The following is a 19,390-nucleotide window of genomic DNA, read 5'->3' on the forward strand; positions in this document are numbered from 1 at the left end:
GGCTCGGGAACAAGCCGCGCGCAGCGCCGGTTGGCCCTCGTGCGACAGAACGAAGAAGGAGCACCGTGTCGGATGTGCTGATCGACCGTCCCGAGCTCGAGGGCCTGGGCGTCTACGAGTTCGGCTGGGCCGATTCCGACGCCGCCGGCGCCTCGGCGCGCCGCGGTCTCTCCGCCGATGTCGTGAAGGACATCTCGGGGCGCAAGAACGAACCCGAGTGGATGCTCCGGAACCGGCTCAAGGGCCTCTCGATGTTCGAGCGCAAGCCCATGCCGATGTGGGGCGCCGACCTCACCGGCATCGACTTCGACAACATCAAGTACTTCGTGAAGTCGACCGAGCGCCAGGCGCAGTCGTGGGAGGACCTCCCCGAGGACATCCGCACCACGTACGAGCGCCTCGGCATCCCGGAGGCCGAGCGCCAGCGCCTCGTCGCGGGCGTCGCGGCGCAGTACGAGTCGGAGGTCGTCTACCACCAGATCCAGGAGGAGCTGGAGGCCAAGGGCGTCATCTTCATGGACACCGACACGGCGCTCAAGGAGCACCCGGAGTTCTTCACCGAGTACTTCGGCACGGTCATCCCGGCGGGTGACAACAAGTTCGCGGCGCTGAACACGGCGGTGTGGAGCGGCGGCTCGTTCGTCTACGTGCCGAAGGGCGTGCACGTCGACATCCCGCTGCAGGCCTACTTCCGCATCAACACCGAGAACATGGGCCAGTTCGAGCGCACCCTGATCATCGCCGACGAGGGCTCGTACGTGCACTACATCGAGGGCTGCACGGCGCCGATCTACAAGAGCGACTCGCTGCACTCCGCGGTCGTCGAGATCATCGTGAAGAAGGACGCCCGCGTCCGGTACACGACCATCCAGAACTGGTCGAACAACGTGTACAACCTCGTCACGAAGCGGGCCATAGCCCACGAGGGCGCCACCATGGAGTGGATCGACGGCAACCTCGGTTCGAAGGTGACGATGAAGTACCCCTCGATCTACCTCGTCGGCGAGCACGCCAAGGGCGAGACGCTGTCGGTGGCCTTCGCGGGGCCCGGTCAGCACCAGGACGCCGGCGCGAAGATGATCCACATGGCGCCGTACACCCAGTCGTCGATCGTCTCGAAGTCGATCGCGCGGGGCGGCGGCCGCGCCGGCTACCGCGGCGAGGTCCGGGTCGACCCGAACGCGCACCACTCGGCGAACACCGTCCGCTGCGACGCGCTGCTCGTCGACACGATCTCGCGCTCCGACACGTACCCGGCGATCGACATCCGCGTCGACGACGTGCAGCTCGGCCACGAGGCCACGGTCTCGAAGGTCAGCGAGGAGCAGCTGTTCTACCTGATGAGCCGCGGCATGCCCGAGGACGAGGCCATGGCGATGATCGTGCGCGGCTTCATCGAGCCGATCGCGCGCGAGCTGCCGATGGAGTACGCGCTCGAGCTGAACAAGCTGATCGAGATGGGCATGGAAGGCAGCGTCGGCTGAGCGCCGGTACCCGTATGACGAACGAGACGCAGACCCTGTCGACCCCCTCCGGCGAGACGAGCCCCGTGGTGACCGGCACGGGCACCCGACCCGCGATCATCGCGGACGCGACGGCGCAGCACGGCGGCACGATCCCGGTCCAGACCCGCAACGAGCGCTTCACCTCGACCGACGTCGCCGACTTCCCGGCCGTCACCGGCCGCGAGGCCGGCTGGAAGCTCACCCCGGTCGACCGGCTCGGCGAGCTGCTCGACGGCGAGCTCGACGGCGGCCGCTACGAGTTCACCGTGCAGGGTGACGGCGCCTCCACCGCCGGCTGGACGGCCCGTGCCGACGCGCGCGTCGGCACCGCCGGCATCCCCGAGGACCGAGCCTCCGCGAACGCGTGGTCGCACTTCACCGAGGCGCTCGACATCCGGGTGACGGGTGAGGAGTACACGCGCGTCACCGTGCGACGCGACCGGTTCGGCGACACCCCGCGGGCCGCGCACACGATCGTCGAGGCGGCCCCGTTCGCCCGCGGCGTGGTCGTGCTCGACAACGCCGGCGCCGCACGGCTCGCCGAGAACGTCGAGGTGCTCGTCGGCGACGGCGCCGACCTCACGCTCGTCACGCTGCAGGACTGGGACGACGACGCGGTGCACGTGGCGACGCACTTCGCCCGCGTCGGGCGCGACGCCCGGCTCAAGCACGTCGTGGTCTCGCTCGGCGGCTCGGTCGTGCGCGTGAACCCCGCGGTCACGCTGGCCGGATCCGGCGCCGACGGCGAGCTGCTCGGCGTCTACTTCGCCGACGCCGGCCAGCACCTCGAGAGCCAGGTCTTCCTGTTCCACCAGGCCGACCACACGAAGGGCCGCGTCGAGTACCGTGGCGCGCTGCAGGGCGAGGGCGCGCACACCGTCTGGATCGGCGACGTGCTCATCGGGCGCGACGCGGTCGCCACCGACTCGTACGAGCAGAACCGCAACCTCGTGCTCACCGACGGCACCCGCGCCGACAGCGTCCCGAACCTCGAGATCGAGACGGGCGACATCGAAGGCGCCGGCCACGCCTCGGCCACCGGCCGCTTCGACGACGAGCAGCTGTTCTACCTGCAGGCGCGGGGCATCACCGAGGAGCAGGCGCGGCGCCTCGTCGTGCGCGGGTTCCTCGAGTCGATCGTGCAGAAGATCGGTGTGCCCGAGCTGCAGTCCCGCGTCTCCGCGGCCATCGAGGCCGAGCTCGCCGGGGGAGTCCGATGAGCGCGCAGCGGGTCTGCGGCATCGACGACCTCGAGACCGACACCGCCCTCCGCGTCGTCGTCGACGGCACGCCCGTCGCCGTCGTGCGCGACGCGAACGGTGACGTCTTCGCGATCGGCGACACCTGCACGCACGGCGACATCTCGCTGTCCGAGGGCTTCGTCGAGGACGACACGTTGGAGTGCTGGGCGCACGGCTCGAAGTTCTCGCTGCGCTCCGGCCGTCCCCTGACCCTGCCGGCGTACCAGCCGGTCCCCGTCTTCCGGGTGACGGTGGAGGGTGGCGACGTGCTCGTCGACCCGACGCCCGTCCCCGCATCGGAACTGCCCGCCTAGGCGCGGGCCACGGAAGGAACCATGTCCACGCTCTCCATCCGCGACCTCCACGTCAGCGTCGAGACCGACCAGGGCACGAAGCAGATCCTGCGCGGCGTCGACCTGACGATCCGCGAGGGCGAGACCCACGCCGTCATGGGCCCGAACGGCTCCGGCAAGTCCACCCTCGCGTACACGATCGCAGGGCACCCGAAGTACCACGTCGAGTCCGGCGGCATCGAGCTCGACGGCGAGGACGTGCTCGCGATGAGCGTCGACGAGCGCGCCCGAGCGGGCCTCTTCCTCGCGATGCAGTACCCGGTCGAGATCCCGGGCGTCACCGTCTCGAACTTCCTCCGCACCGCGAAGACCGCGATCGCCGGCGAGGCGCCCGCGATCCGCACGTGGGTGAAGGAGGTGCGCGAGTCGATGGGCGCGCTGCGCATGGACCAGGGCTTCGCCGAGCGGAACGTGAACGAGGGCTTCTCCGGCGGCGAGAAGAAGCGCCACGAGATCCTCCAGCTCGAGCTGCTGAAGCCGCGCTTCGCCGTGCTCGACGAGACCGACTCCGGCCTCGACGTCGACGCGCTGAAGATCGTCTCCGAGGGCGTGAACCGTGCGAAGGGGAACACGGGTCTCGGCGTGCTGCTCATCACGCACTACACGCGCATCCTCCGCTACATCCACCCCGACTTCGTGCACGTGTTCGTCGCGGGCCGCGTCGCCGAGGAGGGCGGCCCCGAGCTCGCCGAGCGGCTCGAGGAGGAGGGCTACGACCGCTTCGTCGACGAGGTGCCGGCGTCATGAGCACCGTCTCCCTGGCTCCTGACCGCTTCGATGAGATCACCGAGGCGCTGAAGGACGTCGTCGACCCCGAGCTCGGCGTCAACGTGGTCGACCTCGGCCTCATCTACGACCTCGGCTGGGACGACGAGAACGACGCGCTCGTCATCAACATGACGCTGACCTCGGCCGGCTGCCCGCTCACCGACGTGATCGAGGACGAGACCGCGCAGGCCCTCGACGGCCACGTCGAGCGCTTCCGCATCAACTGGGTGTGGATGCCGCCGTGGGGTCCCGAGCGCATGTCCGACGACGGCCGCGAGATGATGCGCGCGATCGGCTTCCAGATCTGAGCAGCTCCACCGAGCAGAGACGCCCGCTGCCGAGTTCTGGAAGCGGGCGTCTCCGCTCGATGAGGTGAGCTACTCGGCCTTCGACGCGTCCGCCTTCGCGACGAGGGCCCACGCGCCGCGGAGCACCGCCGCGGCGATCCCGGCCTTGATGATCCCGCCGATCACGAACGGGTAGAGACCGGCGGCGAGCGTCTGCGCCCACGTGAGGCCGAGCGCGACCTTCAGCCACGGGAGACCGACGAGGAACACGACGACCGAGCCGGCGACGAAGGCGAGCATCCCGCCGACGAGACGGCGCTCCCAGCGACGCTCGGCGAGCCATCCGGTGAACGCGGCGGCGAGGACGAAACCGACGATGTAGCCGCCCGTGGGACCGAGCAGGACCGCCGCGCCCGAGGTGTGGTCGGAGTAGACCGGCAGGCCGACGAGCCCGGCGACGGCGTACAGCGCCATCGACAGCGCCGAACGCGTGGCGCCGAGCGAGGCCCCGACGAGCAGCACCGCGAGCGTCTGCCCGGTCACGGGCACGGGCCACAGCGGGATCTCGAGCTGGGCGAGGCCGGCGGTGAGCGCGGCACCGGCGACGACGAGGCCGGCGTCGACGGCCAGGGAGCGAGGCAGCACCCGGTCGGCGAGCACGGGACGGCGCGGGGCGAGGGAGATGGTCGACAAGGGTCCTCCGGTCGGCGATCGGCAGGGCGGGCGAGGGCACCACCCGCTCTCGAACTACACTAGAGGGCTGGTTTCCGCGCCCTCCTGGCGCTTCCCTCTCACCGGATCGAGGTATCGCTGTGCTCGCCGTGCACGACCTCGAGATCACGCTCGGTGCCCGCACCCTGATGAGCGAGGTGGGCTTCCGCGTCGCCGCCGGCGACAAGGTCGGCCTCGTCGGGCGCAACGGCGCCGGAAAGACCACGCTCACGAAGGTGCTCGCCGGCCAGATGGCGCCCACGAGCGGCCGCGTCGAGAAGTCCGGTGAGATCGGCTACCTGCCGCAGGACCCGCGCGCCGGGGATCCGGAGCAGCTCGCCCGCACCCGCATCCTCGACGCCCGCGGCCTCGGCACCATCTCGCTGCAGCTCGCCGAGACCACCGAGCGGATGGGGTCCACGGACCCGAAGGTCGCCGAGAAGGCGATCGGCCGGTATGCGCGGCTCGAGGAGGAGTTCCTCGCCCGCGGCGGGTACGCGGCCGAGGCCGAGGCGGCGTCGATCGCGAACAACCTCGCCCTGCCCGACCGGGTGCTCGCGCAGCCGCTGTCGACGCTCTCGGGCGGCCAGCGGCGCCGCATCGAGCTCGCCCGCATCCTCTTCTCCGACGCCGAGACGCTGATCCTCGACGAGCCCACCAACCACCTCGACGCCGACTCCGTCGTCTGGTTGCGCGACTTCCTCAAGGCCTACAAGGGCGGCGTCATCGTGATCAGCCACGACGTCGACCTCGTCGGCGAGGTCGTCAACCGCGTCTTCTACCTCGACGCGAACCGGCAGGTGCTCGACGTCTACAACATGGGCTGGAAGGCGTACCTGAAGCAGCGCGAGACCGACGAGCAGCGCCGCAAGCGCGAGCGCGCGAACGTCGAGAAGAAGGCCTCGGCGCTGCAGCTGCAGGCCGCGAAGATGGGCGCCAAGGCCACGAAGGCGGTCGCGGCGCAGAACATGGTGCGCCGCGCCGAGCGGATGCTGTCCGGCCTCGAGGACGTGCGGCAGTCGGACCGCGTCGCGAAGCTCCGCTTCCCGGATCCGGCTCCGTCCGGTCGCACGCCGCTCATGGCGCGCGACCTGTCGAAGTCCTACGGCTCGCTCGAGATCTTCTCCGCCGTCGACCTCGCGATCGACCGCGGCTCGAAGGTCGTCGTGCTCGGCCTGAACGGCGCCGGCAAGACGACGCTGCTGCGCATCCTCGCGGGGGTCGACCGCCCCGACACCGGAGTCATCGAGCCGGGGCACGGCCTGCGCATCGGCTACTACGCGCAGGAGCACGAGACGATCGACGTCGACCGGAGCGTGCTCGAGAACATGCTCTCCGCGGCCCCGGCGCTCTCGGCGACGGAGGCGCGCCGGGTGCTCGGCTCGTTCCTCTTCACCGGCGACGACACCGCGAAGCCCGCGGGCGTGCTCTCCGGCGGCGAGAAGACGCGGCTCGCGCTCGCCATGCTCGTGGTCTCGAGCGCGAACGTGCTGCTGCTCGACGAGCCGACGAACAACCTCGACCCGGCCAGCCGCGAGGAGATCCTCGGCGCGCTCGCCGGCTATCGCGGGGCCGTCGTGCTCGTCAGCCACGACGAGGGCGCCGTCGAGGCACTGAACCCGGAGCGGGTGCTGATCATGCCGGACGGCACCGAGGACCATTGGAACCCCGACTACGCGGAGCTGATCTCCGTCAGCTAGGCGGCTTCGGTCGCCGGCCGTCCGCGCACGTGCCGCCGGTGGCGTTGCATCCGGTGCTTCGGGAGCGGGTCGCCCTGCCGCAGCTGCGGCACCAGGTACCGCTCGTGGTGGTGGATGACGATCTGCCATCGGCTCATCGGTTCGTCGATGAGGTGATGGTGGTGGCTGCACAGCAGCACACCGTTCTCAAGATCCGTCGCGCCGCCGTCGCGGTTCCACCAGGCGATGTGGTGCGCCTCGCACCACGCGGACGGTGCGGTGCAGCCGGGCCAGGCGCAGCCGCCGTCGCGGCCGGCGAGGGCCTTCTTCTGCGCCGCTGAGAAGAGCCGGGTCCTGCGCCCGAGGGCGAGGGGCTCGCCGGAGAGGTCGGTGACGAGCAAGCGCGAAGTACCGGAGCACTGCAGCCGCTCGACCGTCGGCACCGAGAAGCGGGCCAGGACTCCATCGGGGTGCCCGGCGCCCTGCCGCCGCTCGAGCTCGTCGATCGTGATCACGGTGATCACCTCGTGCGGGCTCGCCGGAGATCCACCGGTGCCTTCCTGCTCGGCGCGCACGCCGGCGCGGAAGGCCGACCAGAGGGCGTCGGAGTGGTGCTGGGCGCGGGTGCGGCCGTCCTGGGCGGCCTCGTGCCATTCCAGGTCCTCCCCGTCGTCCGGGTTGCGGACGAAGGTGGTGCCGCGGCGGTGGGCGTTGAGGAACGCCTCGATCTCGGCGCGGGTCTCGGCCGAGATCACGGCGGACAGGGTCGACGATCCATCGAGGCGGAGCCGGCCGAGCTTCAGGGACTCCTTGCGCCGCTGCTCCTTCTCATCGGGCTCCGCCCCATCCGGATCCAGCGCCTGCGTCCACATCTGTGCCACCACCGCGAGCACATCCACCGGGGCGGTGCGCGCGGTGTTCGTGAGCAACGCCTCCGCGGCCTCGAGGTCCTCGTCCGCCGCCCGGCGCCGAGCACTGTCGAGGGTGACGAGGATCAGCCGCGCGGACTCCAGCGGCACGGTGCCGTGCTGCACGGCATCCGCCAGCATCGGCGCCCGCCCCGGCAGCGGCTCGTCGGTGAACGACCACCGCGGGGCGAGGGCGCTGCCCAGCGAGATGCGCCGCTTCGCCTCGCTCGTGCTGATCAGCAGCCGCTCCGCCAGGAGCTCCTTGCCGCCCTTCTGCTCCTCGCGGGCGGCCAGGCCGTCTGAACCGAGACCGGGCCGCGATCGCCACTCGACCTCGGCGGCCACGGCGAGACGACGAGCGTCGACGAGACGTCCGAGCTCTTCCCACGCCTGCGCGTCGGCGAGCAGATCGCGGTCGGTGGACCGGCGGTCGGCGGCGCTCGTGATGCGGAGGACATCCGTCGCCTGTCGCACCCTCGCCGTCGATTCCATGCTCGAATCGTGCCAGCGGGGTCCGACACTCCTACGGAGTACGTAGCCCCCTGATCAGCGCTTCCGCGGATCGAGCGGCGGCGCGTCGCTCGTCGGTCAGCGCTCGAGGAGCGCGTCCTCCACGTCCTCGTCGCGGGGGCGGCGCCGTCTGCGCTCCGCCGCCCGGGTGTCCGCCTCGGTGACCTCGGGGTCGCCGGCGTCGAGCAGATCGCGGCGCACCGACCAGCCGAGGGCGCCGAAGCCGATCACGGCGAACAGGATCCACTGGATCGCGTACGAGAGATGGGTGCCCTCCTCGTCGCCGAACGACGGCGCTTGCAGCGGCTGCGGCGCGATCGCGGGCGCGGGGTCCTCCGACTTCAGCTGCCCGTAGGCGGCGGTGTAGGTCGGGGCGCCCACCTGCTTCGCCACCGCGTGCAGGTCGATCGACGGGATCTCGCCGACGGGGGCCGTGCGCCCGGCGATCGGGCCCTCGTCCTTCTGCAGCCTGGCGACGACGGTCACCGTGCCCGGCGGGGGAGCGGGCACCGTGTCGGGGCGGTCCTGCTTCGATCCGACGTTCAGGAAGCCGCGGTCGACCACGAAGACGTCGCCGTCCTGCAGCCGCAGCGGGGTGAGCACCTCGAAGCCCGGGTTGCCGTTCGACTGCCGGTCGCGCACGAGCAGCTGGTGGTCGACCAGGTAGGTGCCGCGCAGCTCGACGGGCAGCCACTTCTGCCGGCCGTCGTCGTAGGCGCCCAGCGTGCGGAGTGCGTCGCTCAGCGGAACGGCGGACGCGCGGTCGTAGTTCGCCTGCACGAGCGCGTTCTGGTGCGCCGACTCCTCGCGGCGGGCGAACTGCCACCACGAGAGCAGCCCGCAGCCGATCGCGAACGCGACCGCGAGGGCGAGGGACCTCCGCCAGCGCCCGTCGCCGACCGCGGTACGCACGATCGCGATGAGCTGGCCCATGCCCTCAAGCCTGCACCGTCAAGGGCTCCACCTCGAGCGGGAACGAGCGGGCGGCGAGGAAATCGGTGAGGAACCCGAGGTGCTTGTCGCAGGCGAGCCAGGTCTTGCGACGGTCCGGCGCGTGCAGGGCGGGGTTCCGCCACAGGATCCGAGAGGTCGCCGGAGCCCGGCAGCCCGCGCGGGAGCAGCGGGGCGCGTCGGTCACTGCTGGCGCTGCTCCAGCTCGCGCTGCACCGGTGCCGGCGCGGGCGTGATCGGGTCGACCGCGCCGCCGGCGCCGACGTTGGCGAGCACGACCGCGAAGTACGGCAGCACGATCGCGCCGACGGCGAAGACGAACCGCCACCAGTCGGGCACGATCACGACGAGCAGGAAGCAGATCGTGCGGATGGTCATCGCGATCGAGTACTGCCGCATCCGTCTGCGCCGGTCGTCCTGCGGAGACGCGGGAAGAGCGGTGGCGGACTGTACGGCGGAACGAGCCATTGTGAGTCGAGCGTACGCCCCCGAACGGGGGCGCCTGCGCGGTCGCCGCTAGGCTCGCGGAAGGTTCACGGAAGGATCACGGCATGACCCCTCGGACCGTTCTCGTGACCGGTGGCAACCGCGGCATCGGCCGCGCCATCGCGGTCGCCTTCGCCGCCGCCGGACACCGTGTGGCCGTCACCGTCCGCTCGGGCGACGGACCCGAGGGCGTGCTCGCGGTCCAGGCCGACGTCACCGACGCGGCGAGTCTCGACGCGGCGTTCCGGGCCATCGAGGCCGAGCTCGGCCCGGTCGAGGTGGTGGTCGCGAACGCGGGCATCACGAAGGACACCCTGCTGCTGCGCATGAGCGACGACGACTTCGACTCGGTCGTCGCCACGAACCTCGGCGGCACGTTCCGGCTCGTCAAGCGGGCGTCGAAGGGCATGCTCCGCGCACGCTTCGGACGCGTGATCCTCATCGGGAGCGTGGTCGGCCTGCTCGGCTCCGCGGGACAGATCAACTACGCGTCGTCGAAGGCCGCACTCGTCGGCTTCGCCCGGTCGCTGGCCCGCGAGCTCGGGGCCCGCGGCATCACCGCGAACGTCGTCGCGCCGGGGTTCATCGAGACCGACATGACCGCGGCGCTGCCCGAGGAGACCCAGGCCGAGTACAAGGGACGCATCCCCGCCGGGCGCTTCGGCACCACCGAGGAGGTGGCGCAGGCGGCGCTCTGGCTCGCGAGCGACGAGGCGGCCTACATCAACGGCGCGGTCATCCCGGTCGACGGCGGCCTCGGCATGGGGCACTGACCGAACGAGGCACCCGACCAACGACGGAGGACCGTCCGCCGGTCCGTCCCGCCCCGCCTGGCAGCGCCCGCGAGGCCTCGGATCTTCGTCGTCCGGTCAGCGAGCGCGGAGCCCCAGCACGGCGAGCACGGGGGAGAGGTCCCTGCCCGGCAGCACGACGTCGGCGCGGGCGCGCACCGCGGGCTTGGCGTCGAAGGCGATCGACAGGGCCGCGGCCTCCATCATCAGCAGGTCGTTCGCGCCGTCGCCGATGGCGACGGTCGTGGCGCCCCCGGCCCACTCGAGCAGCGCGGCCCGCTTCGCCCCGGCGTCGACGATCGCGCCGTCGACCCGGCCGGTGAGACGGCCGCCGGCGACCTCGAGGCGGTTCGCCCGCGCCGCGTCCAGCCCGAGCGCGCCGGCGAGCGGGTCGAGCACCTGGGTGAACCCGCCGGACACCGCGGCGACGCGACCCCCTGCGTCGTGCACGGCCGCGATCAGCTCCGGCACGCCGCGGGTCACGGTCAGCCGGCGCCGCACCTCGTCGAGCGCCGACGTCGGCAGGCCCTCGAGCAGCGCGACGCGGCGGGTCAGGCTCGCGGCGAAGTCGAGCTCGCCGCGCATCGCGGCCTGGGTGATCGCGGCGACCTCGGCGCCGACCCCCGCCTGATCGGCGAGCAGGTCGACGACCTCCTCGCCGATGAGCGTCGAGTCGACGTCGAGGACGACGAGGAGACCGCCGCCCGTCACAGCGGCCGTCGGGTGCCGCGCACCCGGCCGGCGCGGGGCGCCGTGATCGCGGCGGCGGCTGAAGACGGCCGTCGCTCGAAGCTCCACCGCGCGCTCACGGCCGGACGCGGACGCCCTTGCCGACCACCGTGATGTCGCTGTCGGTGACGGTGAAGCCGCGCTCGAGGTCGCGCTCGCGCTCGATGCCGATGCGGGCGCCCTCCTCGACGACGACGTTCTTGTCGAGGATCGCGCGGTGCACGACGGCGCCGCGGCCGATGCGCACCCGGTCGAACAGCACCGAGTCGCTCACCGCGCCGCCCGACTCCACGATCGCCCAGGGTCCGATGACGCTGTTCACGACGCGGGATCCGGAGAACAGCGAGCCGGGGGAGACGATCGAGTCGTGCACGACGGTGTTGTTGCCCCACCCGTCTCGGTTGAACTTCGCCGGCGGCGAGTTCAGGGTCTGCGTGTAGATCGGCCAGGCCCGGTTGTACAGGTTGAACACGGGCAGGGCGGAGACGAGGTCCATGTGCGCCTCCCAGAACGAGTCGATGGTGCCCACGTCGCGCCAGTAGTAGCGGTCGCGGTCGGTGGCGCCCGGCACCTCGTTGCGGTTCAGGTCGTAGACCCCCGCGTCGTCGGCCTCGACGAACGCGGGAACGATGTCGCCGCCCATGTCGTGCTTCGAGCCCTCGCGGTCGGCGTCCGACTTCACGGCTGCGACGAGCGCGTCGGCGTTGAAGACGTAGTTGCCCATCGAGGCGAGGATCTCGTTCGGCGAGTCCGGCAGGCCGTCGATCTGCGTCGGCTTCTCGAGGAAGCGCGCGATGCGCGAGGGGTCCTTCTTGTCGACGTCGATGACGCCGAACTGGTTCGCCAGCTCGATGGGCTGCCGGATCGCGGCGACGGTCGCGCTGCGCCCGGACGCGATGTGGGCGTCGACCATCTGCCGGAAGTCCATCCGGTACACGTGGTCGGCGCCGACCACGACGACGATGTCGGGCTCCTCGTCGCCGATGAGGTTGAGGCTCTGGTGGATCGCGTCGGCGCTGCCGAGGTACCAGCGCTTGCCGAGGCGCTGCTGCGCCGGCACCGACGCGATGTACGAGTTGAGCAGGCTCGACAGGCGCCACGTCTCGGCGACGTGCCGGTCGAGGCTGTGCGACTTGTACTGCGTCAGCACGACGATCTGCGTGATGCCCGAGTTGATGAGGTTCGACAGCGCGAAGTCGATGAGCCGGTAGGCACCGCCGAACGGCACGGCCGGCTTCGCCCGGTCCTCGGTGAGCGGCATGAGCCGCTTGCCCTCGCCGCCGGCGAGGACGATGCCGAAAATCTTCTTCGATGGCATGGGTGAACCGTAGCGCTCGGGCCATCCGCTCGGCTGGCCCCCGTCCTCGGCTGCCCGTGTGCCCGACCGAGGCCCGGGGCTATCGTGACGCCCATGCGAGTCGATCTGCTGACCAGGGAGTATCCGCCGGAGATCTACGGCGGCGCCGGGGTCCATGCGGCCGAGCTCGTGAAGTCCCTGCGGCGCCGCATCGACGTGCAGGTGCGCTGCTTCGGCGCGCCGCGCGACGAGGAGGGCGTGTTCGCCTACCGGCCGCCCGCCGAGCTCGAGGGCGCGAACGGCAGCCTCACGACCCTCGGCGTCGACCTGCAGATGGCCCAGGCCGTCGGCGGCGCCGATCTCGTGCACTCGCACACCTGGTACGCGAACGCCGGGGGGCACCTGGCGAAGCTGCTGCACGGCATCCCGCACGTCGTCACCGCGCACAGCCTCGAGCCGCTGCGCCCCTGGAAGGCCGAGCAGCTGGGCGGCGGGTACCGGATCTCGAGCGAGATCGAGCGCACGGCCTACGAGGCCGCCGACGCGGTCGTCGCCGTCTCGCGCGGCATGGGCGACGACATCCTGCGGTCCTACCCGGGGGTCGACCCGTCGCGCCTGCACGTGGTCTACAACGGCATCGACCTCGAGCGCTGGCGCCCGAAGCACGATCCCGACCTCGTCCGGTCGCTCGGGGTCGACCCCGACCGGCCGACCGTGATCTTCGTCGGCCGCATCACGCGTCAGAAGGGTCTGCCGTACCTGCTGCGTGCCGCGAAGCGGCTGCCGGCCGACGTGCAGCTCGTGCTCTGCGCCGGGGCGCCCGACACGAAGGAGATCATGGAGGAGGTCTCGGGCCTCGTCCGCGACCTCGCGGCGGAGCGCAGCGGCGTCGTCTGGATCGAGCGGATCCTGCCGCAGGAGGAGCTCTCGGCGCTGCTCACCGCGGCCACCGTGTTCATCTGCCCCTCGGTGTACGAGCCGCTCGGCATCGTGAACCTCGAGGCGATGGCCTGCGCGACCGCGGTGGTCGGCACGGCGACGGGCGGGATCCCCGAGGTGATCGTCGACGGCGAGACGGGACGCCTGGTTCCCATCGAGCAGATGCAGGACGGCACCGGCACGCCGCTCCATCCGGACCGGTTCGTGCAGGACCTCGCGGACGTGCTCACCGAGGTCGTCTCGGACCCCGCGACCGCGCAGCGCTACGGCGAGGCGGGCCGGAAGCGGGCCGAGCAGGTCTTCGACTGGGACGCCATCGGCGAGCAGACGGTGGGCATCTACCGGTCGCTCGTCGGCTGACGCCTCGCCCGGATGCGGTTGTTCCGCGCGTCGTGCGTGAGCTCGGCGAGACCGAGCGCCTCGAGCAGCGGCGGCAGGTACATCCCGAACCGTCCGCGGTAGCCCTTCCGCAGGCCGTACCAGCCGCCCACCGGGTTCCCGGGATCGCGGCCGAACGCTTCGACGGTGCCCGGCTGCGCCGCCTTCTGCTCGTCGGCGGCGCCGAGCGGGACCCAGTCGTCCTGCTCCACGAGCCAGGCGTGCAGGTCCTCGACCGCCTGCGCGCGGTAGCGCAGAGCCGTCGATCCCACCTGGCAGACGAGCGCGGGCGGCTCGGCCTGCGGCTCGGACCACATCCGGTACTCCGACGTGCCGGGCGCCGTGGTGAGCACCCACGGATCGTCCTTCGTGCCCGCAGCCATCGACCGAACCTCCTCGTCCCGACGCCCAGTCGACCACCTCGGACGCGCGCGGGGAAGGGGCGGGCGGCGAGGACCGCCCGGTCGCGGCTCGATAGGCTTGACGGCATGCCTGTGGTGCTGCAGCTGTCCGATGTCGTCCTGACCCGCAGCGGCACCACCATCCTCGACGGCGTCTCGTGGACGGTCGACAGCGCCGAGCGCTGGGTCGTGCTCGGGCCGAACGGTGCCGGCAAGACGACCCTGCTGCAGCTCGCCGCCGCGCAGATGCACCCGACCCGCGGCTCGGTCGAGGTGCTCGACTCGAAGCTCGGCCGCTCGGACGTGTTCGAGGTGCGGCCGCGCATCGGCTTCGCCTCGACCGCGATGGCGAAGCGCATCCCCGCGTCCGAGCCGGTGCTCGACGTCGTGCTCACCGCGGCGTACTCGGTGACGGGTCGGTGGAGCGAGCGCTACGAGGACATCGACGTGCGCCGGGCGCAGCGCGTGCTCGCCGAGTGGCACCTCGACCAGCTCGCCGACCGGCGCTTCGGCGACCTCTCCGACGGTGAGCAGAAGCGGGTGCAGATCGCCCGCGCGGTCATGACCGACCCCGAGCTGCTGCTGCTCGACGAGCCGGCCGCGAGCCTCGACCTGGGCGCCCGCGAGGAGCTGCTGCAGCTGCTCGGCGGCTACGCGAGCGCCCCCTCGGCGCCCGGCATGATCATGGTCACGCACCACGTCGAGGAGATCCCGGTCGGCTTCACGCACGCGCTGCTGCTCCGTCAGGGGCAGGTCGTCGCGGCAGGGCCGCTCGCCGAGACGATCACCTCCGAGCGCATCGGCGAGACCTTCGGCCTGCCGGTCGAGATCTCGGAGACCGACGGGCGCTACAACGCCCGTGCTCGGCTGGGCTGACCAGCGCCTGTCAACACCCCGGCTCGCCCTGGACCGCCTGGTAGACTCGCCGGTCGGCTCGGCGGTTCCCGCCTGCCCCCACGAACGTCATCCGCACGAACGAGAAGAGCGTCCCCATGAAGACCGGCATCCACCCCGACTACCGCCCCGTCGTGTTCCGCGACCTCGCGTCGGGTGAGACCTTCCTCACGCGCTCGACCGTCGGCTCCTCGAAGACGATCGAGTGGGAGGACGGCAACACCTACCCGGTGATCGACGTCGAGATCTCCTCGGCCTCGCACCCCTTCTACACCGGCAAGCAGCGCATCCTCGACTCGGCCGGCCGCGTCGAGAAGTTCAACCAGCGCTTCAAGAACTTCGGTCGCTGAGCCTCAGCGACAGCGGCGCCCTCGAGCTCCACGCCTCCGAGGAGGCACCACCGAGGGTCGCCGCGACCGAGGGTCTCGGCACCCTCGAACCAGCACCGGTCGCCTGGCGGCCGGTGCTGCTCGCTGCCGGGCTGCTGCTCGTCGTGCTGCTCGTCGCGAGCCCGGCGTACGGCTACCACCGCGACGAGCTGTACTTCCGGATGCTGCCCCCGGCGTGGGGCTACATCGACCAGCCGCCCCTCGCGCCGCTGATCGCCCGGGGCATCTCGGCCGTGATCGACCAGGTCTGGGCCCTGCGGGTGCCGGCCGCGATCGTCGCCGCCGCGAGCGTCGTCGTCGTCGGCGCGATCACCGCCGAGGTCGGCGGCACGCGCCGCGCGCAGCTGTTCGCCGTCTGGGGCTACGCCTTCGCGAACTTCACCCTGCAGGTCGGGCACGTGCTGCTCACCTCCACCTTCGACCTGCTCGTATGGCCGCTCGTCCTGCTCTGCGCGGTGCGCGCCGTCGGACGGGACAGGCCCGCGTGGTGGCTCGTCGCGGGCCTCGTCACCGGCCTGAGCCTCTACAACAAGCTGCTCGTCGCGGTGCTGCTGGCCGCGATCGCGGTCGGCCTGCTCGTCGCCGCTCCCCGCACCGTCCGCACCTGGACGTGGGCGGCCGCAGGCTGCCTCGTCGCCGTCGTGGTCGGCCTGCCGAACCTGATCTACCAGGTGCAGAACGGCTTCCCGCAGCTGCAGATGGGCGCCGCGCTGTCGGCCCACAACGGATTCGCGGTGCGGCCGTTCGTGATCCCGTTCCTTCTCGTGCTGCTCGGACCGAGCCTCGTCCCGGTGTGGATCGCCGGGCTCGTCGGGTTGCTCCGCCGCCCCGAGTGGCGGCCCGTGCGGTTCCTCGGCGTCGCGCTGATCGCCTGCGTCGCGCTCGTGGTCGTCATCGGGGCGCAGTTCTACTACTGCTACGGCGTGCTCAGCGCGGTCTACGCGGCCGGCTGCGTGCCGCTCGCGGAGTGGACGATCGCCACCGGCCGGCTGCGTCTCGTGCAGGCGGCGATCGCGGTCAACGCGCTCGCCAGCGCCGTCGTCGGCCTGCCGATCGTGCCGCTGCAGCTGCTCGGCCTCACCCCGGTGCCCGCCATCGACCAGACGCTCCGGGACCAGGTGGGCTGGCCCGCGTATGCGAAGGAGATCGCGGCCGTGCCCGCGGTCTCGAGACCCGACACGATCCTGCTCACCACGAACTACGGCGAGGCCGGCGCGATCGCCCGGTTCGACCCCACGCTGCGCGACCGCGTGTACAGCGGCCACAACGAGCTGCAGCGCCTGCCGGACCCGCCGGCGTCCACCACCACGGTCGTCACCGTGGGCTACGGCCTCGAGTGGATCGAAAAGTCGTTCCGCACCTGCTTCGTCGCCGCCCGGCTCGACAGCGGCCTCGACGTGCACAGCGAGGAGCAGAACGCCCCGGTGCGCGTCTGCACCGGCCGCATCGCGCCGATGTCGACCATCTGGTCGCAGGCCGCGCACCTGGGCTGACGCACGTCCGAGAGCGGAGGGGTGTCAGCGGCGGGGCCAGGCGCCCGACGTCGTGAAGGCGGGGTCGCGGGTCGCTCGCATGTACTCCTGGAACCGCGCCGCCTGCTCGCCGCACCACGCCACCTGACGCTCGTGCAGCTCGGCGGCGGTCACGTCGAGCTCGGCGGCATGGCGGCGGGCGATGGCCTGCGCGAGGCGGCCGGCCGCGATCGCGTCGGCGGCGGCGTCATGGGCGTCGCTGAGGTCGACGCCGTACTCGGCGGCGGCAGCGGTGAGGGTGCGCTTGCCCTTGCGGTACCGGTCGACGGCCTTGTCGAGCACGAGCGGGTCGATCACCGGCGCGGGCTGCGGCAGGGGCGGCAGGCCGAGCCGCTCGGCCTCGGCGGCGAGCAGGGTGAGGTCGTAGGGCGCGTTGTAGACGACGAGCGGGATGCCCCGGTCGAACAGGGTCGCGATCGCGGCGAGGATCTCGGGCACCACCTGGGCCGGAGCACGGCCGAAGCGCCGCGCCCGCGCCGTGTCGATGCCGTGGACGGCGGCGGCGCCGGCGGGGATCTCGACGCCCGGGTCGGTGATCCAGTCGTGCCGCTCGACGACGGTCCCCTGCTCATCGAGCAGCGCGACCGACGCGGTGACGATGCGCGCCGTGGCGGGATCGACGCCCGTCGTCTCGAGGTCGAACACCCCGAGCACCTCGGCCCACCGCGGCGGCGCGGGCGGCTCCGGCTCGAGCTCCGCCAGATCGAAGAGCGCCGCGCCGGCACCCGCTGCTTCCCCCATGCCGGCGATCGTAGGGACGGCCACCGACCGCGCCGCGGGGGAGCGCCGCCCGCCGGTGAGGAGGGCGAGCAGGGCGCCGACGGCGAGCGGCAGCCCCGCCGAGCGGAGCGGCTCGCGGGTCACGGGTTCGGCTTGATCACCGGGATCGAGGTCGTGGCCGTCGTCGGCTCCTGCATCGGGCGCGTGATCTTCAGCCAGTAGAACGACTGCGTGCCGAGCGTGAGCGTGACCCGGCCCTGCTCGTCGAAGCTCGGGAACCGGGCGCCGCCGAACAGGTCGGTGAGGCCGGCGTTCGCGTACTCGGGCGCCGTGACCGTGAACGAGATCGGGTTCTGCGCGAAGCTGAACACGCAGAGCACCTCCTCGGCCGGGTCGTTGAACGGCTGCTGCGTGCCCGGGAAGGTGCGCGTGAAGGCGAGCGCCGACTCGTGGTCCGCCTCGAGCACCGTGAGGTCCCCGAGGCCGAAGACGGGGTGCGCCTTGCGGGTGTGGATGACGTTCCGGACCCAGTGCAGCAGCGAGCGGGACTGCGCGAGCTGCGTCTCGACGTTCACGAGCGAGTAGTTGTAGACGAGCGACTGCACGACCGGCAGGTAGAGCTTGCCGGGATCGGCGGTCGAGAACCCGGCGTTGCGGTCGGGCGTCCACTGCATCGGCGTGCGGGAGCTGTCGCGGTCGGGCAGCCAGATGTTGTCACCCATGCCGATCTCGTCGCCGTAGTAGAGGAACGGGCTGCCGGGCAGCGAGAAGAGCAGCGCGTGCGCGAGCTCGAGCTCGGCGCGGGCGTTGTCGAGCAGCGGCGCGAGCCGGCGGCGGATGCCGATGTTCGACCGCATCCGCGGGTCGTACGCGTACCAGCCGTACATCGCCTGGCGGTACTCCTCGTCGACCATCTCGAGCGTCAGCTCGTCGTGGTTGCGGAGGAAGACGCCCCAGGCCGAGGAGGCCGGGATGTCGGTCTGCTCGGAGAGGATGCGGACCAGCTCGGTCGCCGTCTTCGAGCGCAGCGAGTAGAAGATGCGCGGCATGACGGGGAAGTCGAACGCCATGTGGCACTCCGGCTCCTCGGCCGTGCCGAAGAACGCGGCGACCTCGCGCGGCCACTGGTTCGCCTCCGCCAGCAGGATGCGGCCGGGGTACTCGCGGTCGACGTACTCGCGCAGCCGCTTGATGAACTCGTGGGTCGGCGGCTCGCCCTCGCCGTTGCCCTCGTCGCTCTCGAAGAGGTACGGGATCGCGTCGAGCCGGAGGCCGTCGACGCCGAGGTCGAGCCAGAACTTCACGATGTCGATCACCGCCTCCTGCACGGCGGGGTTCTCGTAGTTGAGGTCCGGCTGGTGGGAGAAGAAGCGGTGGAAGTAGTACTGCCGCCGCACCGGGTCGAAGGCCCAGTTCGAGTCCTCGGTGTCGACGAAGATGATGCGGATGTTCTTGTACTTCTCGTCGGTGTCGCTCCAGACGTAGAAGTCGCCGTACGGCCCGTCCGGGTCGGCGCGGCTCTGCTGGAACCAGTCGTGGTCGACCGACGTGTGGTTCAGCGGGAAGTCCATGACGATGCGCATGTTGCGCTCGTGGGCGCGGCGCACGAGGTCGCGGAACTCGTCGATGGTGCCGAACTCGGGCAGCACCGCCTTGAAGTCGGAGATGTCGTAGCCGCCGTCGCGGAGCGGCGACATGTAGAACGGCGGCAGCCAGAGGCAGTCGACGCCGAGCCACTGCAGGTAGTCGAGGCGCGACGCGAGACCGCCGAGATCGCCCGTGCCGTCACCGTTGCTGTCGACGAAGCAGCGGACCATCACCTCGTAGAACACCGCCCGCTTGTACCAGACGGGGTCGCGGGTGAGACCCGGCAGCTGGATGGGCGCGGTGAAGCTCACGGACGGCGTCCTCTCGGTCGTGC

21 protein-coding genes are annotated in these 19,390 nt (G+C 71.5%); 11 read left to right on the forward strand and 10 right to left on the reverse strand.

The window, feature by feature from the left end:
- The first annotated feature begins 65 nt into the window (after positions 1-65).
- From sufB to QDR37_RS10785, 5 genes are read left to right on the forward strand one after another with little or no spacing between them, the layout of a single operon-like run.
- Entirely contained in the window at positions 66-1,484 is a 1,419-nt protein-coding gene (sufB, locus tag QDR37_RS10765; RefSeq protein ID WP_279713755.1) for a Fe-S cluster assembly protein SufB, read from the forward strand.
- A gap of 14 nt (positions 1,485-1,498) precedes the next feature.
- Positions 1,499-2,725: a Fe-S cluster assembly protein SufD gene (sufD, locus tag QDR37_RS10770; protein WP_279713756.1), complete on the forward strand. Its 1,227-nt coding sequence runs from the start codon at positions 1,499-1,501 to the stop codon at positions 2,723-2,725.
- The gene (locus QDR37_RS10775) at positions 2,722-3,060 is read left to right on the forward strand and encodes a non-heme iron oxygenase ferredoxin subunit (RefSeq protein WP_279713758.1); all 339 of its coding nucleotides are present in this window, start codon (positions 2,722-2,724) and stop codon (positions 3,058-3,060) included. Before sufD ends, QDR37_RS10775 begins: the two co-directional genes overlap by 4 nt.
- Before the next feature lie 21 nt (positions 3,061-3,081).
- Positions 3,082-3,846 carry a Fe-S cluster assembly ATPase SufC gene (gene sufC / locus QDR37_RS10780; protein ID WP_279713760.1) on the forward strand — a complete coding sequence of 255 codons (765 nt, stop codon included), beginning with the start codon at positions 3,082-3,084 and terminating at the stop codon, positions 3,844-3,846.
- Positions 3,843-4,175, forward strand: a complete 333-nt coding sequence (locus QDR37_RS10785) for a metal-sulfur cluster assembly factor (protein WP_279713761.1) — start codon at positions 3,843-3,845, stop codon at positions 4,173-4,175. The genes sufC and QDR37_RS10785 overlap by 4 nt, the downstream gene beginning before the upstream one ends.
- Before the next feature lie 69 nt (positions 4,176-4,244).
- On the opposite strand, the gene QDR37_RS10790 is transcribed toward QDR37_RS10785, so the two are convergent.
- A complete protein-coding gene (locus tag QDR37_RS10790) occupies positions 4,245-4,847 on the reverse strand; it encodes a biotin transporter BioY (RefSeq protein ID WP_279713762.1) in 603 nt (200 codons plus the stop codon).
- A gap of 119 nt (positions 4,848-4,966) precedes the next feature.
- On the opposite strand from QDR37_RS10790, the gene QDR37_RS10795 reads away from it, so the two are divergent.
- Positions 4,967-6,565, forward strand: a complete 1,599-nt coding sequence (locus tag QDR37_RS10795) for an ABC-F family ATP-binding cassette domain-containing protein (protein WP_279713763.1) — start codon at positions 4,967-4,969, stop codon at positions 6,563-6,565.
- On the opposite strand, the gene QDR37_RS10800 is transcribed toward QDR37_RS10795, so the two are convergent.
- From QDR37_RS10800 to QDR37_RS10815, 4 genes are all read right to left on the reverse strand, one after another.
- Positions 6,562-7,944, reverse strand: coding sequence for an HNH endonuclease signature motif containing protein (locus tag QDR37_RS10800; RefSeq protein WP_279713764.1), 1,383 nt, complete (start codon positions 7,942-7,944; stop codon positions 6,562-6,564). The genes QDR37_RS10795 and QDR37_RS10800 overlap by 4 nt on opposite strands.
- 96 nt (positions 7,945-8,040) lie before the next feature.
- Entirely contained in the window at positions 8,041-8,895 is an 855-nt protein-coding gene (locus QDR37_RS10805) for an SURF1 family protein (RefSeq protein WP_279713766.1), read from the reverse strand.
- A 4-nt stretch (positions 8,896-8,899) separates the two neighbouring features.
- Entirely contained in the window at positions 8,900-9,100 is a 201-nt protein-coding gene (locus QDR37_RS10810; protein WP_279713767.1) for a hypothetical protein, read from the reverse strand.
- Positions 9,097-9,381 carry a DUF3099 domain-containing protein gene (locus QDR37_RS10815; RefSeq protein WP_279713768.1) on the reverse strand — a complete coding sequence of 95 codons (285 nt, stop codon included), beginning with the start codon at positions 9,379-9,381 and terminating at the stop codon, positions 9,097-9,099. The genes QDR37_RS10810 and QDR37_RS10815 overlap by 4 nt, the downstream gene beginning before the upstream one ends.
- An 83-nt stretch (positions 9,382-9,464) precedes the next feature.
- On the opposite strand from QDR37_RS10815, the gene fabG reads away from it, so the two are divergent.
- Positions 9,465-10,172: a 3-oxoacyl-ACP reductase FabG gene (fabG, locus tag QDR37_RS10820; protein ID WP_279713770.1), complete on the forward strand. Its 708-nt coding sequence runs from the start codon at positions 9,465-9,467 to the stop codon at positions 10,170-10,172.
- Between the two features lie 96 nt (positions 10,173-10,268).
- Here fabG and serB read toward each other — a convergent pair whose 3' ends face one another.
- Positions 10,269-10,901 carry a phosphoserine phosphatase SerB gene (gene serB, locus QDR37_RS10825; protein WP_279714851.1) on the reverse strand — a complete coding sequence of 211 codons (633 nt, stop codon included), beginning with the start codon at positions 10,899-10,901 and terminating at the stop codon, positions 10,269-10,271.
- A gap of 94 nt (positions 10,902-10,995) precedes the next feature.
- On the reverse strand, positions 10,996-12,237 hold the full coding sequence (glgC, locus tag QDR37_RS10830; RefSeq protein WP_279713772.1) for a glucose-1-phosphate adenylyltransferase: 1,242 nt from the start codon (positions 12,235-12,237) through the stop codon (positions 10,996-10,998).
- A 93-nt stretch (positions 12,238-12,330) separates the two neighbouring features.
- Between glgC and glgA the strand changes: the two genes are divergently transcribed.
- Positions 12,331-13,515: a glycogen synthase gene (gene glgA / locus QDR37_RS10835; RefSeq protein ID WP_279713774.1), complete on the forward strand. Its 1,185-nt coding sequence runs from the start codon at positions 12,331-12,333 to the stop codon at positions 13,513-13,515.
- Here glgA and QDR37_RS10840 read toward each other — a convergent pair.
- Entirely contained in the window at positions 13,494-13,916 is a 423-nt protein-coding gene (locus tag QDR37_RS10840; protein WP_279713775.1) for a DUF6855 family protein, read from the reverse strand. The two genes, glgA and QDR37_RS10840, sit on opposite strands and share 22 nt — an antisense overlap.
- A 105-nt stretch (positions 13,917-14,021) precedes the next feature.
- On the opposite strand from QDR37_RS10840, the gene QDR37_RS10845 reads away from it, so the two are divergent.
- From QDR37_RS10845 to QDR37_RS10855, 3 genes are all read left to right on the forward strand, one after another.
- Positions 14,022-14,810 carry an ABC transporter ATP-binding protein gene (locus tag QDR37_RS10845; protein WP_279713776.1) on the forward strand — a complete coding sequence of 263 codons (789 nt, stop codon included), beginning with the start codon at positions 14,022-14,024 and terminating at the stop codon, positions 14,808-14,810.
- Positions 14,811-14,926: 116 nt separating this feature from the next.
- On the forward strand, positions 14,927-15,178 hold the full coding sequence (locus tag QDR37_RS10850) for a type B 50S ribosomal protein L31 (protein WP_279713778.1): 252 nt from the start codon (positions 14,927-14,929) through the stop codon (positions 15,176-15,178).
- Between the two features lie 113 nt (positions 15,179-15,291).
- Positions 15,292-16,710, forward strand: a complete 1,419-nt coding sequence (locus QDR37_RS10855) for a glycosyltransferase family 39 protein (RefSeq protein ID WP_279713779.1) — start codon at positions 15,292-15,294, stop codon at positions 16,708-16,710.
- Positions 16,711-16,734: 24 nt separating this feature from the next.
- Here the strand turns inward: QDR37_RS10855 and QDR37_RS10860 are convergent, their stop codons facing one another.
- Both QDR37_RS10860 and treS read right to left on the reverse strand, forming a co-directional pair.
- On the reverse strand, positions 16,735-17,613 hold the full coding sequence (locus tag QDR37_RS10860) for an exonuclease domain-containing protein (RefSeq protein ID WP_347882103.1): 879 nt from the start codon (positions 17,611-17,613) through the stop codon (positions 16,735-16,737).
- Positions 17,610-19,367, reverse strand: a complete 1,758-nt coding sequence (gene treS / locus QDR37_RS10865; RefSeq protein ID WP_279713780.1) for a maltose alpha-D-glucosyltransferase — start codon at positions 19,365-19,367, stop codon at positions 17,610-17,612. Before treS ends, QDR37_RS10860 begins: the two co-directional genes overlap by 4 nt.
- Between the last annotated feature and the right edge of the window lie 23 nt (positions 19,368-19,390).

The sequence above is a fragment of the Amnibacterium sp. CER49 genome (assembly GCF_029846255.1).
Lineage (GTDB): Bacteria > Actinomycetota > Actinomycetes > Actinomycetales > Microbacteriaceae > Amnibacterium.

Coding starts and splice junctions, on each gene's coding strand:
- sufD (WP_279713756.1), top strand. CDS start 1,499: ATGACGAACGAGACGCAGACCCTGTCGACCCCCTCCGGCGAGACGAGC.
- QDR37_RS10775 (WP_279713758.1), top strand. CDS start 2,722: ATGAGCGCGCAGCGGGTCTGCGGCATCGACGACCTCGAGACCGACACC.
- sufC (WP_279713760.1), top strand. CDS start 3,082: ATGTCCACGCTCTCCATCCGCGACCTCCACGTCAGCGTCGAGACCGAC.
- QDR37_RS10785 (WP_279713761.1), top strand. CDS start 3,843: ATGAGCACCGTCTCCCTGGCTCCTGACCGCTTCGATGAGATCACCGAG.
- QDR37_RS10800 (WP_279713764.1), bottom strand. CDS start 7,944: ATGGAATCGACGGCGAGGGTGCGACAGGCGACGGATGTCCTCCGCATC.
- QDR37_RS10805 (WP_279713766.1), bottom strand. CDS start 8,895: ATGGGCCAGCTCATCGCGATCGTGCGTACCGCGGTCGGCGACGGGCGC.
- QDR37_RS10815 (WP_279713768.1), bottom strand. CDS start 9,381: ATGGCTCGTTCCGCCGTACAGTCCGCCACCGCTCTTCCCGCGTCTCCG.
- fabG (WP_279713770.1), top strand. CDS start 9,465: ATGACCCCTCGGACCGTTCTCGTGACCGGTGGCAACCGCGGCATCGGC.
- glgC (WP_279713772.1), bottom strand. CDS start 12,237: ATGCCATCGAAGAAGATTTTCGGCATCGTCCTCGCCGGCGGCGAGGGC.
- glgA (WP_279713774.1), top strand. CDS start 12,331: ATGCGAGTCGATCTGCTGACCAGGGAGTATCCGCCGGAGATCTACGGC.
- QDR37_RS10840 (WP_279713775.1), bottom strand. CDS start 13,916: ATGGCTGCGGGCACGAAGGACGATCCGTGGGTGCTCACCACGGCGCCC.
- QDR37_RS10845 (WP_279713776.1), top strand. CDS start 14,022: ATGCCTGTGGTGCTGCAGCTGTCCGATGTCGTCCTGACCCGCAGCGGC.
- QDR37_RS10850 (WP_279713778.1), top strand. CDS start 14,927: ATGAAGACCGGCATCCACCCCGACTACCGCCCCGTCGTGTTCCGCGAC.